Annotated in this window: 10 protein-coding genes; 2 read left to right on the top strand and 8 right to left on the bottom strand. The window is 58.7% G+C overall.

All coding sequences use genetic code 11. From position 1 onward, the window contains the following. Nucleotides 1-49 precede the first annotated feature (49 nt). Together folB and folP are read right to left on the bottom strand one after the other, a co-directional pair. Nucleotides 50-418, bottom strand: a complete 369-nt coding sequence (gene folB / locus FS819_RS07190) for a dihydroneopterin aldolase (protein ID WP_015916029.1) — start codon at nucleotides 416-418, stop codon at nucleotides 50-52. Then, nucleotides 411-1,304, bottom strand: a complete 894-nt coding sequence (gene folP, locus FS819_RS07185) for a dihydropteroate synthase (RefSeq protein WP_234624411.1) — start codon at nucleotides 1,302-1,304, stop codon at nucleotides 411-413. The genes folB and folP overlap by 8 nt, the downstream gene beginning before the upstream one ends. Before the next feature lie 278 nt (nucleotides 1,305-1,582). Here folP and FS819_RS07180 point away from each other — a divergent pair, with 278 nt between their 5' ends. After that, nucleotides 1,583-2,239, top strand: a complete 657-nt coding sequence (locus FS819_RS07180; RefSeq protein WP_234624410.1) for a DUF922 domain-containing Zn-dependent protease — start codon at nucleotides 1,583-1,585, stop codon at nucleotides 2,237-2,239. A gap of 71 nt (nucleotides 2,240-2,310) precedes the next feature. Here the strand turns inward: FS819_RS07180 and FS819_RS07175 are convergent, their stop codons facing one another. After that, nucleotides 2,311-2,631 (bottom strand): 2Fe-2S iron-sulfur cluster-binding protein, encoded by a 321-nt coding sequence (locus tag FS819_RS07175; RefSeq protein ID WP_015916026.1) that lies wholly within the window; start codon nucleotides 2,629-2,631, stop codon nucleotides 2,311-2,313. 215 nt (nucleotides 2,632-2,846) lie between these two features. Then, nucleotides 2,847-3,215: an Hpt domain-containing protein gene (locus tag FS819_RS07170; RefSeq protein WP_156547752.1), complete on the bottom strand. Its 369-nt coding sequence runs from the start codon at nucleotides 3,213-3,215 to the stop codon at nucleotides 2,847-2,849. Between the two features lie 493 nt (nucleotides 3,216-3,708). Here FS819_RS07170 and FS819_RS07165 point away from each other — a divergent pair, with 493 nt between their 5' ends. Then, complete coding sequence (locus tag FS819_RS07165; protein ID WP_156547753.1) at nucleotides 3,709-10,476, top strand: apolipoprotein A-IV repeat region-like domain-containing protein; 6,768 nt, start codon at nucleotides 3,709-3,711, stop codon at nucleotides 10,474-10,476. 94 nt (nucleotides 10,477-10,570) lie between these two features. On the opposite strand, the gene FS819_RS07160 is transcribed toward FS819_RS07165, so the two are convergent. From FS819_RS07160 to secG, 4 genes are all read right to left on the bottom strand, one after another. Next, a complete protein-coding gene (locus FS819_RS07160; RefSeq protein WP_156547754.1) occupies nucleotides 10,571-11,482 on the bottom strand; it encodes an agmatinase in 912 nt (303 codons plus the stop codon). A 23-nt stretch (nucleotides 11,483-11,505) separates the two neighbouring features. After that, nucleotides 11,506-12,519: a serine hydrolase domain-containing protein gene (locus FS819_RS07155; protein ID WP_234624409.1), complete on the bottom strand. Its 1,014-nt coding sequence runs from the start codon at nucleotides 12,517-12,519 to the stop codon at nucleotides 11,506-11,508. A gap of 187 nt (nucleotides 12,520-12,706) precedes the next feature. Then, nucleotides 12,707-14,344 (bottom strand): CTP synthase, encoded by a 1,638-nt coding sequence (gene pyrG / locus FS819_RS07150; RefSeq protein WP_322192632.1) that lies wholly within the window; start codon nucleotides 14,342-14,344, stop codon nucleotides 12,707-12,709. A 115-nt stretch (nucleotides 14,345-14,459) separates the two neighbouring features. Then, complete coding sequence (gene secG, locus FS819_RS07145) at nucleotides 14,460-14,864, bottom strand: preprotein translocase subunit SecG (RefSeq protein WP_070164697.1); 405 nt, start codon at nucleotides 14,862-14,864, stop codon at nucleotides 14,460-14,462. Nucleotides 14,865-14,948: the final 84 nt, after the last annotated feature.

The raw sequence follows: 14,948 nt of genomic DNA, 5'->3' as shown, positions 1-14,948 counted from the left end.
ATCGCCGATATTGCCACCCAGCCCGAGCGCTGCGATCACCGGGGCGCGCTTATCGATGATGGTCAACGGAAACCTCGACATAATCGAGCATGCCGGTAATCGGCGCGCTCGGCTTGCGCACAGTGATTTTCGCACGCAGAATCTGTTCGAACCTCTCACAGAGCGATTTGGCGATATCCAGCGCCAAAGCCTCGATCAGATAGCGCCGCTTGCCGGTGACGATTTCTTCGATGAGGTTGAAGGCTACGCCATAATCCACCGTTCCGGCCAGTTCATCGGTTTCCAGAGCCGAGGAAAACCGCAGCTCCAGTTCGGCATCGATGAAAAACCGCTGGCCCAGAAATTTCTCCTGCTCATGTAGGCCGTGCCGGGCGAAAAACCCGCAATTCTTCAGGGTAATTGTATAGGTATCAGCCATCGATCCGTCCTTCCCGCAGCCGCGCCTGCGCGGCGGGCCCGTCATCGGGGGCCATGGTTAGCATTGCATCCGCCACTGCCAAGGCATCGCGATTTGTCCTTACATCATGTACTCTGAATATGGCAGCCCCCTGTAGCCTTAGCAGAACCGAGCTTGCCGCCGTTGCCGCATCGCGCCCCGCCGCGTCGCGCCCGGTCAACGTGCCAAGGAAGCGCTTGCGCGATGTCCCCACCAACAACGGATAGCCCAGATCGAGCAATTCATGACAGCGCGCCATCAGACCGATATTTGCCTCCACGGTTTCCTTGGCAAAGCCGAATCCGGGATCGAGCACAATCGTTTCTGCTGCTACAGCTGCATTACGGGCGATAGCAAGCGAGCTTTCGAAAAACAGCCGCTGATCGGCAATCGGATCGGCCAGCACGTCGCGGCCCCGACCGGTATGCATGATGCAGAGTCCTGCCCTGGCCGCGGCAGCCACATCGGCAATCTCCGGTTCGCGCTGCAAGCCATGCACATCGTTGACGATATGGGCACCAGCGGCCAGCGCCAGCCGCGCCGTCTCAGCCCGATAAGTATCCACCGAGATCAGCGCATCGGTGTCGCGCGCCAATGCTTCGATGACCGGCAGAATGCGGTCCTGTTCCTGGGCCGCTGAGACGGAATCGGCCCCCGGCCGCGTCGATTCGCCACCGATATCGAGGATATCAGCGCCATCCTCGAGACATTGCAGCGCAAAGCGCAGGGTCTCATCAGGGCTGGAATGGGCGCCGCCATCCGAAAACGAATCCGGCGTGACATTGACGATCGCCATCAGGCGGGCCTGAGACCCGAGCGTCAGGCTGCGGCCATGCGCCAGATGCCATTGCTGAGTTGAGATCTTCACGCTGTTTCCCCACGCCTTGCAGAAAAGACCGTTGCCGATACGGCGCAGTGCGCCATATACAAGGCAACAAGACTGGCCGTAACACTTTATGCCAGCTGCATATTTCCTTAAATCCGATCGGGTTTGGGGATTTATGCGGCCTTTCCTTGAAACGGCTGAAATTCGCAGTGAAGATCACCTTGAAAAACAAGGGTTGTTCAGAATGGCTGGCACATCAGGTCGATGTCGGCGCTGTATGCCCCAAACCGGGACCAAGTTCAATGTCGTGGATACGTTCAATGGCCAAAAGAAAAGGCACTCTGGTTTGTGCCGCGCTCGTCTCCCGCGTGATTGTCTCCTGCATGGTTCTCTCAGTTATCGGCACGACAGGCATGGCGCAGGCAGAAACCATTGTTCGCAAATCGACCGTCTATTTCCCGATTGGCGGGCGGACAGCCACTGATCTCGACCACGAACTGGAGCGCAAAGGCCCGCACACGGTCAGCACCGGAACCCGGCACCCGGGCGCGACCCGCATCCGTTTTGGCGGCACCATGGACTATGTGCGTCATCAGGGCCGCTGTGCCATTGGCAATATCAAGGTGACGGTGTCGATCAAGGTGATTGTGCCGCGCTGGAAAAACCGCGGCTCGGCCAATCCGCAACTGGGATTGATCTGGGATACATTATCGGCCGATATCAATCGCCACGAATCCCGCCATGCCGAAATCGCCGTGCAGCACGCCCGCGACCTCGATCAAAAGTTAAAAGCTATGCCCAGCGCTGCCTCCTGCGAAGAGCTTCAGGAAGAGGTCTCAGTGTTGACGGATCAGGTAACGCAGGAACATGACGCCGACCAGTTGCGGTTCGACCGGATCGAAGCGGTTAATTTCAACGACCGGATCATGAGGCTGCTGAAATATCGCTACACGAAGAAGCAAGCCCATCACGACTGATAGAGCCAGCGTCTTCGATACAGTCCTGCGAGATGTGTGCGCTTTTCACAGCAGAAAAACGGCTGCGTGGATTACCCTTGGCGCTCCGGCACATGCACAACAAGACCGGCCAGCGCCGGGGCGATCTTGATTTGACAGGAAAGTCTGGAATTGGGCCGCACATCAGTTGCGAAATCCAGCATGTCCTCTTCCATTGGCGCCGGACCGCCGGTCTTCTCCACCCAGGCCTCATCGACATAGACATGACAGGTGGCGCAGGCGCAGGCGCCGCCGCATTCGGCATCAATACCGGGAACAGAATTGCGCACGGCATTTTCCATCACGGTCGAGCCATCGGCGGCATCAAGGTCAAAGCGGGTGCCATCAAAGGCAACAATGGTCAACTGGGTCATGGGATCTATCCGGGGCTTGAAGAGCACACCGCGCGCAACGGTCAGCACATCGCGGTGATGAAGACAAAGACGATAATCTGGCCGGATGAACAAGGCCGCTGATATCAGCGGCCGGCGCAGCCGTCAGGCGCGCAGTCTTCTGACAAATCCGCATACCAGTCAACCGGTGCATAGCAACCTGAAAGCCTCGACTGGCGCGGATACGTCACGACCGTTCAGATACGGCAAAGCTTCAGAATGAAGTGCTCGGCTTCAACGACAGTTGCGGTAATCGCCGCAATCCGGGCTGCATCAGGGCCCTTGCCTTCGACTTCGGCAGCAGCGTCTGCGACCTTGAACGCACCGACGGCGCTGGCTGCACCCTTCAGGCGATGGGCGATGGCAACCGGATCAGCGGACGCATTGGCGAGACCCTGCAGACAGCTGCGCGCCTGCTTTGCAAACATCTGCAAAACCTCGATTTCCAAGGCCTTGTCGCCCATGGTTTGCGTGGCAAGATGGACCAGATCGATCGGCCTTGCCTTGGACGGGCTCAGTCCGGATTGTACTTCTGGAGCTTCGAAAGCGATGTTGACGGCAGCCATGACCCTTTAGATCCTTTTTGTTATGATACGGTTCTCATATTCAGGATGGTTGTCAATCGTGGGATTGGGGTTAAATTCGGGCCAGACGTCTCCGGATATTTCTACTTATGGTTAATTTCCGTTAAAGGCCGTCAGATTATGTGTTTTCCCGACCTGAGATCCTTTAAATTGTGTTAATAAGCCTGATATCTCTTTGGGATAAGCCGTGCCGTTAATTGTAACAGTATCGGGAATGTGTCACTACGGAACGGGTAGAAAGGCAGATTACCTCAAGGCTTTGCTGCTAGTCCCTGTAGTGCTATGGATGACCATTGCAGCCCAGGGCATTATGCGCAAATCCGTGGAGATCTGCCGAAATTCAGTCCGGATGGCCGGGAAAACCGGCCAAATGGGTGCGGGGACTGGATGATTAAGGTGTTAGCCGCGTTTGCCGGGCCTTATAAGCAATCCGGTCGGGCAATGCGGCCTGAGTAGGCGTAAGCGAGGCGTACCTATGGCGACCAAAAAGACAAGCGAGTCGATTGACGATAGCGCTTTCCAGGCCCTCGAGGCAGCCCTGAGGATCGACTTCGAGGAAGAAGACGATACGCCAGTGCGTGGCCCCGCGCCTGTAGCGGCGGAGGCAACAGTGTCCGACACACCGAGACAGACCAAGCCTGCACCACGGACCTCCGCGCCGCAAGCGGATACGACAGCCCATGAAAAAGAACGGATGCGGGCCGCCGCCCAGGCAAAAGCCGCCAAGGCCCCAAAACCCGCTTCCGCGACACCCACCGATCCCGCGCCGAGATCCCCTTCCCTTGCGCCTGCCAACGATGCCTCCCGCCGCAGTTCATCCGCTGTCTTGAAATCGCTTGATGGCGGATCGATGGGCGGCGCGCTACGCAATGCCACTATCGTTTCGCTACTCTGGGGCGCTGGTGGCCTTGCTCTGTCGCAATTGCTCTATGGCTCGCAGATCTGGAGCGGCGGCGCGGCCGCCATTTTTGCCAATCCGGGCATTATCGCCATTCTCGTCGGCACTATCCTGCCGATCTTCGTATTCTTTTCCTTTGCTATCATGATGTCGCGGGCGCAGGACATGCGCAATGCCGCCCGCTCCATGGCGGAAGTTGCCTTGCGCCTGTCCGAGCCGGAAACCGTCGCCTCCGAGCGCATCATGTCGGTCGGCCAGGCTGTGCGCCGTGAAGTCTCGGCGATGAACGAGGGCATCGAGCGCACCATCGCCCGCGCCACCGAACTAGAAACCCTGGTTCATTCAGAGGTGACCGCGCTGGAGCGCAGCTATACCGATAACGAGCTTCGGGTCCGCAGCCTGGTGCAGGAATTGTCGGCGGAACGCGATGCCATCGTCAACCATGCCGACCGCATCCGCTCCTCCATCGTTGGTGCCCATGACCAGTTGAAGGAAGATCTGTCGCTGGCGACAGAAGAAATCGGTATTCGACTGGCGACTTCGGGCGAGGCTTTTGCCTCGATGATCGATATGCGCGCGGCAACGATCATGGAGAAATCCAACACCGCCGCCACGACGCTTGGATCACTGCTGACCGCCAAGACCGACGAAATGGTCCAGACGCTGGGCGCCGCAGGCTTCTCGCTGTCGAGCGAATTCGACACCCGTTTGCAGGCTCTCACCGGCTCCATGTCTACCCATGGCGAAGAAATTCTGCGCCAGTTCGAGACCCGCGCCTCGACGCTGGATGCCAATACCGAAAAGCTCAATGCTGCGTTAAATGACCGCGCCCGCCAGTTGAACGAAACGCTGGTCGCCCGTACCCGAGAAATCGCCCAGAGCTTCACCCAGGGCGAAGCGACGATCAGCGGTAGCCTGGATACTGCGCTGTCTCGCCTCAACGCCTCACTTGAAGAAAAGTCTGTTACCTTCCGCCAGAGTCTGCAAACCAATGCCGAAGACGCGCTTGTCGATATCGACATCCGCTCCGGCCTGTTTGAAGACCGGATGCAGGCAACCATTGGTCAGATCAACGCCACGTTCGATGACCGGATGACCGAATTCGCCACCGCTTTCGACCAGCGTGCCGGCACGCTGGACAGCAAGCTGAACGAAAGCCTGCTGCGCATCAATGAAACCATGGCGGGCGGCTCGGAAGCCATTGACGGGATGCTGACGACGTCAATCGACCGTCTCGGCAATACCATGACCGATCAATCCTTCGCGCTGGCCGCAACCCTTGGCGGCAACCAGGAAGCGTTGAACGAAGCCCTTTCCAGCCATTCGCGGGAATTGGCGGACGCCCTTGAGCGCCGCCGTCGTGAACTGGACGAAACAATTTCCAACGCCCAGAGCCGTATCGACCAGATCATGGCCGAGCGTGGCACAGCCTTGACCGAAGCCCTCAACACCAGCCAGACCCGTTTTGACGAAACGCTGGGCAGCCGTTCGGAAGCGGTGATCAACCAGCTCACCGGCAGCCATGATCGCATTTCCGACCTGCTGCAAAATGCCTCTTCCGGGATTGTCGAAGCTGTCACCTCCTCCGAAAGCCGTCTGGCCGACACGCTGGACCGCAAGGCACAGACGATCATAGAGGCTGCCGACGGTGCCGACGCCCGCATTGAGGCCGCTCTTAGCGACAAGGCCGATGCGATTCGCGCCGCCTATGAGACGAACCATGAGCGGTTGACATCGGTTCTCGATGCCAAGGTCGAGCAGCTTGAACAGACGGCCCTCGCCGTCGATAGCCGTGTCGAGGCTGCTTTCGGCAACAAGGCCGATGCGATCCGTGCGGCCTATGAAGAAAGCGAAGCGCGCCTTACCCGGACGCTCGACGGCAAGGTCGACCAGATCACCGATGCGGCGAGCGAAGCAGACATGCGCATCGAGCTTGCGCTCGGCAACCGCATGGACACGATCCGCGCCGTCTACGAAGACAGCGAAAGCCGTTTGGCCACCACCATCGATGCCAAGCTTGGCGCCTTGACCGAGACGCTCGGCAATGCAGACGTACGCATCGAGCAGGCGTTCGGTACCAAGGCCGATCAGGTTCTCTCGGCCTATGAACAAAGTGAAGCCCGTCTCGCCCGCACGCTCGACAGCAAGATCGAACAGATCAGCGACGCTGCCTCCGACGCCGACATGCGCATCGAACTGGCGCTCGGCAACCGTATGGACACGATCCGTGCCGTTTACGAGGAGAGCGAAACACGGCTTTCCGGCACAATCGACGCCAAGCTTGGCGCGCTGACCGAGACGCTCGGCAATGCAGACGTCCGCATCGAACAGGCATTCGGCACCAAGGCCGATCAGGTTCTCTCGGCCTATGAGCAAAGCGAGGCTCGCCTTGCCCGCACGCTCGACAGCAAGATCGAACAGATCAGCGACGCTGCCTCCGATGCCGACATGCGCATTGAACTGGCGCTCGGCAATCGCATGGACACGATCCGCGCCGTCTACGAGGAGAGCGAAACACGCCTTTCCGGCACAATCGATGCCAAGCTCGGCGCTCTGACCGAGACACTCGGCACTGCCGACAGCCGTATCGAGCAAGCCTTCGGCTCCAAGGCTGACCAGCTCCGCGCCGTCTATGAGGAGGGCCAAGCCCGCCTTACGCAGACCCTGGATAGCAAGGTCGAGCAACTCAGCGATGTGGCTGCCGAAGCCGATATGCGCATCGAGTTTGCACTGGGCAGCAAGGTTGATTCGATCCGCTCTGTCTATGAAGATAGCGAAGCGAGACTGGCTGGAACCATTGACGCCAAGCTTGGCCAGCTGATCGAAACCGTCGGCTTTGCCGATAGCCGTGTCCAGCAAGCACTTGGCGCCAAGGCTGACCAAATTCGTGAAGCCTATGAAGCAAATCACGGTCGTCTGGCCGAAATGCTCGACAGCCGTATCAACCAGGTCATGGATACCGCTACGGAAGCCGATCTGCGCATGGCGCTCGCCTTCGGCAACAAGGCTGATGATATCCGTGCCGCCTACGAAGAAAACCAGGGCCGCCTTGAACAGTCACTGGAAGCCCATTCCAGCCGCTTGACCGAAACCCTTGGCCAATCCACCGACCGCGTAGAACAGGTCTTTGGCCGCTCGACCGACCGGGTTGAACAGGTATTGGGGTCTGGCGTCTCAAGGATCGAGAGTGACATTACCGGCAGTGTTTCACGGCTGGAAACCACTTTTGAAGACAATCACAATCGACTGCGCCAGACGCTGGACGAGCGCGGCAATGCTATCACCAGTGCCCTGCAGAATGCGCGGAGCGGATTGGAAGAAACCCTCAACGAACAGGGCATGGCCATCGGCGCGTCGATCGCCGCCAGCGCTGGCATGCTGGAAATGTCACTGGAAGAACAGCAGGACAATCTGCGCTCCACCATCGACGCTTCAAGCCGTGATCTTCAGGACAGGCTGCGCGGTTCGGCTGGCGCCATTGCCGGAGAATTCGGTCAGGCTGCGCGTGAAATCAGCCGCACGGCAGAAGAATTCTCCACACGGGTCGAAGGCTCGCTGGACGGCGTCGCCAACCGGTTGTCCGAGACAGGCGCAAGGATCGAGACCAGCCTTGGCAGTCTCGAACAGCGTATTCAGGGCAGCCTCGAAGGCGTCGACCTCAAGGTCAGCAATGCCGGTGACAATGTTGCCGCCAAACTCTCCGAAAAGGTTTCCGACCTGGAGCGCGTCACCACGGATGCAACCCAGCGGATCGAGCAGACACTCGGCGATGCCACGCAGCGCGTCTCGGATACTTTCGACAGCCGCACGTCTGTTATCGATGAGCGCCTCTCCACCATGGACCGCGCCCTGAATATCGGCTTGCAGAACGTGAACAACACCATTGAGGGCAAGGCCGCAGGTCTCGCCTCTTCCTTGCGCGAAGCCGTTATCGGCGCCACTCGTGAGATCGACAGTGAGGCGCAGAAATCCGCCGAATTGCTGGGCCGGACCGGCCAGGAATTCTCGGAGACCATGAATGCCCGCAACGAGGAATTCACCCGTTCGGTGCGCGAACAGGCGGAAGATCTCACACGCCGGATCTCCGACACTCAGAACCGGCTCGCTGGCCAGGGCGCGCAGATCGCCCAAAGCTTCTCGGACGCTGGTGATGCCATCGTCAGCAAGGTTTCGGCAGCCGAAGCCACCATTACCGCCAAGGCAGGCGCCATCGCTGGCACGTTGACCGATGCCGAAAAGGCCCTGGAAGAACGCGCTACGGCGATCCGCGCCGCGCTGTCGGCAACGACCGGCGACATGACCGACGCCCTCGACAGCGTCGACAAGGCGCTGGATGCCCGTGGCAATGCCATCCGCACCACGCTGGATGAGCGCACCCGCGAGCTGAATTCAATGCTGTCAGGCCGCACGTCGGAATTGGCGCGCCTGATCGAGGAAAAAGCCAAGCCGACCGTCGAGCAATATGCCCAGGTTGGCCGCGATGCCGTCGAACGGATCGCCCAGGCCGCCGACCAGAGCGCCCACAGCCTGCGCCAGGAAAATGCCAAGCTGGCCGATGCTCTGGCAGCCCGTGCCGCCGAAGCCGCTCGCCAGATGAATGCTGCGGAAAACAGCCTGACATCCAGCGCTGGCGAAATGATCGACCGCATCAGCGAAACCAACCAGACGCTGCATGCCGTCGTCGAACAGGCCGCCCAGTCCATGGCCAATGCCGACCGTCAGTTTGGCGCAACGACTGACCGGCTGGCCGCGACCACCCACAAGGCCGCCGATGTCTTGGCGACGTCTGGCCGGTTGCTGGAAAGCAATCTGGAACGGCTGTCCAATGTCTCCAACCAGGCTCTGTCTCAGGTGACGGGCATTGTCGGTCGGTTCGGCGATCATGCGAAAGTGCTTGGCCAGGCATCCGAATTGCTCGGCGCGGCGCAGTCCAACCTTGCCGGTACATTGGAAGAGCGTCAGCAGGCCCTGCGCGATCTTTCCATCGGCATCGTCAAGCGGTCGGAAGAGATCGAGAATACCATGAAGTCGCTGGCCGGAATGGTCGATGGCGCCTTCAGTCAGGCTGAGCAGCGCTCGAGCCAGGTGGCCGGAAACCTGCGTCAGGGGATTGAAACCTCCTTTGCGGATATTGGCCAGATCCTTGGAGAGACCGAACAGAAAGCCAAGTCCGCCGCTGGCTCCATGCGCGATTCACTGCTCTCGGCTGGTGAAGATGCCACCCGCGCCATCGAACGCACCTTGGGTGATGCGGAAAAGCGCTCCAGCGAGCTGGCAAACCGCCTGCGCGGTGGCCTGTCATCATCGCTCGCCGATGTCGACCGTATCCTGGCAGAGGCTGGTCAGAAATCGGATGGCACGGCCAACCAAATGCGCGAAGCCGTGCGGTCGGCTGTCGAGGATGCGCTTGGCCGCTTCTCCGGTGCCACCGACGAGATCCGTCGTTCGGCCCAGGAAATCCGGCAGGAACTTGACCTGACCCGTACCGAACTGAAGCGCGGCGCGTTCGACCTGCCGGAAGAAGCCAAGGAAAGCGCCGGCGCCATGCGTCGTGCCGTTGCCGAGCAGATCAAGGCCTTGCAGGATATTTCACAACTGGTGGGCCGCAGCGCCCAGCAGCTGGAAATTTCCACGCCAGCGCCTCGCGCTGCTGCCCCGGCCCCTGCTGCTGTTCAGCCGCAACCGGCTCGCCCAGCACCGACGGTTCAGGCCCATGCACCGGTTTCACAGCCCGCACCGGCTCCGGTCTCCGCGCCTGCCCGCCCGGCAATTTCGGCGGCACCAGTCCAGCAAGCTCCACGCCCTGCCGCCAATCCGCTTGGCCTGCGTGGCAGCCTGCAAAATGAACAGCCATCATCCGCTGCTGGCGAAGGCTCCGGTGGCTGGATCAGCGACCTGTTGCGCGGCGCTTCGCGTGAGGAACAGACGATCACCTCGCCTGCCCGCGCCGCTCGCCCAGCTGGGGAGGCACCACGCAGCAATGACAGCCGCAACCCACGCCACATGGTCGAATCGCTGAATTCGCTTTCGGTTGATATTGCCCGGGCCATCGATCACGATGCCTCGGTCGACCTGTGGCGCCGTTACCAGCGCGGCGAGCGCGACGTCTTCACCCGTCGCCTCTACACGCTGAAGGGCCAGCAGACTTTCGATGAGATCAAGCGTAAATACGACCGCGAGCCGGAATTCCGCACCGCTGTCGACCGTTATATCGCCGATTTCGAAAAGCTGTTGTCCGACGTGGCCCGCACCGACCGCGACAAGTCGATCACCCAGTCCTATCTGACATCCGATACTGGCAAGGTTTATACCATGCTCGCTCATGCGGCAGGCCGGTTTAGCTGACAGCGATTGAATATCTGAAGATGAACAAAACCCCGGAGCGCAACTCCGGGGTTTTGTGTTTTTAAAGTTCAATTTTTAGCGGCAGGCGCCAATTTCATCCCTGGCGAACGATGGCGCCAATGACATTGACGACAAGACGTGCGGCGGTCAAAGCGGAGAGGTTATCAATGTCAGCGGGAGGATAGAGTTCGACGACATCGAACCCGGCAATTCTTCCCCGCTTGCCGATCCCCCCGATTACGTCGATGACCTGGGTATATGTAAGACCGCCAGGCGTCCGAGCCCTCACACCCGGCATGACCGAGGGATCGAGACCGTCGCAGTCGAGAGTGATGATGGTTTGTGCGCCCTCCGGGATGTGCTGGAGCACAGATTCGATACCCTGAGCGTGAACTGTGCGAGAGGTTATTATGCGACTGCCATACTGCTGCGCCGCCTCAATTTCGGTAATAGCTGCGCTACCGACGCCGCGCATGCCGACCTGCACGATGCCAGCAACATGCGGCATTTCACTGATCCGGCGCATCGGGCTCGAATAGCCATACCGTTCGCCATCTATGTCGTCGCGCCAATCAATATGGGCATCGATTTGCAGCACCCAGACAGGACCGTGCTGCGAAAAGCCAGAGATAAAGGGAATGGGGATGGAATCATCGCCACCCAATACTACCGGAACAGCCGAAGACGCCAAGATCTCCCGTGTTTTCGCCTCGATTCTGGTTCGATTACCAAAATTATCGTGCATGATCGTCGAGATATTACCGACATCAATGCAGCAAGCCGCTTTGTTATCGAAAAGCGGACCACCGAGATCGAAATCCCAATGGTCGATCAATCCCGCATCTTCCTGGCTGGCAATGCGGATAGCCTCCGGAGCCAAGCCGTGACCGCCGCTATCCTGTCCGGGATAGGTGCTGCCGTGACCAGCGCCGACAATCACTATTGCGGGTTTACATCCCTCGGAAAGCCGCATGGGAAAGCCAAGAAAGGAAGGTCCATTGCTCATTTTCCAGATCCTGGTTCAATGCCCTAAGGAGCAGCCGTCGCGAGGATTTGTAGCATGGCCACGAAATGGCTTGTTCGAATGCCTTTGGGATTTTGTGAAGCGTCGACAACCTGGACAACGACCAAACGTTTTTGAGGGACAATTGCTATAGCTTGCCCCCCATAGCCGGATGCCAGCGCCGCTCCGTCCCCGAATACGGCAGGGTTCAATGTCCACCAGAGATAGCCATAGCCCATGCTTCCCCGATCGGTTTGGGAGTAAGGCCTTGTTGAATCCTTGACCCATGATCCGGGAATGACCTGCTTGCTGCTCCATCGACCGGCATCCAGATAAAGCTGACCAAATCGAGCGGCATCCCTGGCGCTGAGATTGACCGGGAAAGCAGGATGCTCCGATTGCGCAACGGTTACATAATGGCCGTCACGCGTCGAGAAATCCTCCATGCCGATCGGCGCAGCTATGCGCTGTGCAAAGCTCTGGAAAATATCCTCGCCTGTCTGCTGGCGATAGATCGTGCCGAGGGCATTGAAATCCCAGTTGTTGTACCACCAGAACGAGCCCGGTGCATGGCTTCCACGTTCTGGCCGTTTGCTCCGCATCTCGTCGGTTTCGGAGGCTGCAGGATGGTAAACCCCTGACCTTGCCATAAGCAAGTCACGGATAGTCGCTTGTTTTTCTGCAGCGGTAAGGGCCGGAGGCTTGTCATCAATCTTCAGATTCTCAAGCGTGTTCTCAAGGTTTATGCGGCCCTCGGATATCGCAATTCCGTAAAGCGCACCCAATAAGCTCTTCCGGATCGACGCCACGTTCACTTTGCGTGAAACGTCACCCCAACGCGCAATGACCTTTCCATCCTGAACCACCATAACGGCTGTCGGTTTCAACCGAGTGGAATAATCCTGAGCAGCTTTCAGCCTGTCGACATTCCATCCAGCCAACGCCGGATCAATAGTCTGCCAGGACTGAGCATGCGCACTTTCCAGGGAGAGTGCCATGAACAGAGTCAGTGAAGCTTGGAAAAGTAAACGTTTGAGCATCCAGATCAGCTTTCGCACTCATCGCGGAAATTCGATACGCATTTTGCTGTCAATGTTTGAATGTAGAATAGGGTTTTGCGATGGAGCAAAGACAGTGTTCCGAGCCGATTTTATCTTTTCCGCCGTCCAAAAGCAAAACCCGCCTTGCGGGCGGGTTTTGTCTGTATTGTCCTGATATTTGCCGGCCTCAAACGAGCCGGCTTTGCTCCAGAGCCGCTTCCACGAAGCTCTTGAACAATGGATGAGGGTCCAGCGGTCGGGACTTGAGTTCCGGGTGATACTGCACGCCGACGAACCATGGGTGATCGGGATATTCCACCGTCTCCGGCAGCAGCCCATCAGGCGACATGCCTGCAAACACCAGACCGCAGTCTTCAAGCCGTTGCTTGTAATCCACATTCACTTCATAGCGATGGCGGTGACGCTCGGAAATCTCGGTAGAGCCATAAATGTCGGCAATCCGCGAATCTTTTTTCAGGGCTGCCTTATAGGCTCCAAGACGCATGGTACCGCCAAGATTACCAGCAGCAGAACGCTTCTCAAGCTCATTGCCCTTCATCCATTCGGTCATCAGGCCGACGACCGGCTCCGATGTCTGACCAAATTCAGTCGATGAGGCCTGCTCGATACCTGCCAGATGGCGGGCCGCTTCCACCACGGCCATCTGCATACCAAAGCAGATACCGAAGTAAGGAACCTTGCGCTCACGGGCAAATTGCGCAGCCAGAATCTTGCCTTCAGACCCGCGCTCGCCAAAGCCGCCGGGTACCAGAATGCCATGCACTTTTTCGAGGTAAGGAGCCGGATCTTCCTTCTCGAAGACCTCGGATTCGATCCACTCGAGTTTTACCTTCACGCGGTTGGCAATGCCGCCATGGTGAAGCGCTTCGATCAGCGACTTGTAAGCATCCTTCAGGCCGGTATATTTGCCAACGATGGCAATGGTAACCTCGCCTTCCGGAGTGCGGATGCGGTTTGAAACCTCTTCCCATGCCTCAAGACGCGGCTTGGGAGCCGGTTCGATACCAAAGGCGGCCAGAACCTCATTGTCCAGCCCTTCCTTGTGGTAGGCCATGGGAACGTCATAGATATTGGCAACATCCAGCGCCTGAATGACCGCCGATGGACGCACATTGCAAAACAGCGACAGCTTGCGGCGTTCCGGTTCCGGAATCTCACGATCCGCACGCACCAGCAGAATGTCAGGATGAATGCCAAGAGCCTGCAATTCCTTGACGGAATGCTGGGTTGGCTTGGTCTTCAACTCGCCAGCCGCCGGAATGTAAGGCATCAGCGTCAAATGCACATAGATCGCATTGCCGCGTGGCAGCTCATTGCCCAGCTGGCGAATGGCTTCCACGAAAGGCATGGCTTCGATGTCGCCCACCGTGCCGCCAATTTCGCAGATCACGAAATCATAGTCGCTATTGCCCTCAACGATGAAGTCCTTGATCTCGTTGGTGACATGCGGAATGACCTGAACCGTTGCGCCGAGATAATCGCCGCGCCGTTCCTTGTCGATAATGTTCTTGTAGATCCGTCCGGTGGTGATGTTATCGGTCTTGGTGGCCGAGCGCCCTGTGAAGCGTTCGTAATGTCCGAGATCGAGATCCGTCTCTGCGCCGTCGTCGGTGACGAAGACTTCACCGTGCTGAGTCGGGCTCATGGTGCCCGGGTCAACGTTGAGATAGGGGTCCAGTTTGCGCAGCCGCACGCGGTAACCGCGTGCCTGTAACAAAGCCCCGAGTGCCGCAGCCGCTATTCCCTTACCAAGAGAGGAAACCACGCCGCCTGTGATGAATACATATCGCGCCATGGGCTTCACCGGATACCGTTTCGATTCTGATTCCGCCAGCGTTATTTTTACACCGGCGACAATACACACAAAGAAAAACCGGCGGACTGTTTAAGTCCGCCGGAGCGAAGACGAACCAGACCGATCAGTTGCCGGTCGGAACAGCGCCGGGCTGGGCCGGTGCGGGCGTTGTCGCAGCGCCATTGGCTGGTGCCTGCGCGCCGCCATTGGCAGGAGCTGTCGCCGGTGCGCCAGGCAGCTGGTCAAGAATATTGCCTGAAGGTGCCTGCTGGCCAGCCGGAATACGATTGAGAATATCGGTCGGCTTTGCCTCGAAGCGCGACAATATGCCAAGTCCGAGCGACGTGATGAAAAACAGCGTCGCCAGGATAGCCGTTGTCCGGGTCAGGGCATTGGCCGCGCCGCGTGCCGACATGAAGCCTGAGCCGCCGCCGATCCCAAGCCCGCCGCCTTCGGACCGCTGGATCAGCACGACGCCGACAAGCGAAATCACGATTATGAGGTGAATGACGATCAGTACGGTCTGCATGGACGATCCATCCTGCCCACGTAGGGCCAAGTCAAAACAACATTCGGCGGCTCTCTACACGAGGAGCCGCCGCAAAGAAAGCCC

The organism is Allorhizobium sp. Av2 (genome assembly GCF_021462805.2).
Taxonomy (GTDB): domain Bacteria; phylum Pseudomonadota; class Alphaproteobacteria; order Rhizobiales; family Rhizobiaceae; genus Allorhizobium; species Allorhizobium vitis_G.
This window is presented reverse-complemented; position numbering and strand designations above follow the sequence as displayed.

Bases quoted from the DNA above. Each gene is read 5' to 3' on its own strand.
- folB (WP_015916029.1), bottom strand. From the start codon at position 418: ATGGCTGATACCTATACAATTACCCTGAAGAATTGCGGGTTTTTCGCC.
- FS819_RS07180 (WP_234624410.1), top strand. From the start codon at position 1,583: ATGGCCAAAAGAAAAGGCACTCTGGTTTGTGCCGCGCTCGTCTCCCGC.
- FS819_RS07175 (WP_015916026.1), bottom strand. From the start codon at position 2,631: ATGACCCAGTTGACCATTGTTGCCTTTGATGGCACCCGCTTTGACCTT.
- FS819_RS07170 (WP_156547752.1), bottom strand. From the start codon at position 3,215: ATGGCTGCCGTCAACATCGCTTTCGAAGCTCCAGAAGTACAATCCGGA.
- FS819_RS07165 (WP_156547753.1), top strand. From the start codon at position 3,709: ATGGCGACCAAAAAGACAAGCGAGTCGATTGACGATAGCGCTTTCCAG.
- FS819_RS07160 (WP_156547754.1), bottom strand. From the start codon at position 11,482: ATGAGCAATGGACCTTCCTTTCTTGGCTTTCCCATGCGGCTTTCCGAG.
- FS819_RS07155 (WP_234624409.1), bottom strand. From the start codon at position 12,519: ATGCTCAAACGTTTACTTTTCCAAGCTTCACTGACTCTGTTCATGGCA.
- secG (WP_070164697.1), bottom strand. From the start codon at position 14,864: ATGCAGACCGTACTGATCGTCATTCACCTCATAATCGTGATTTCGCTT.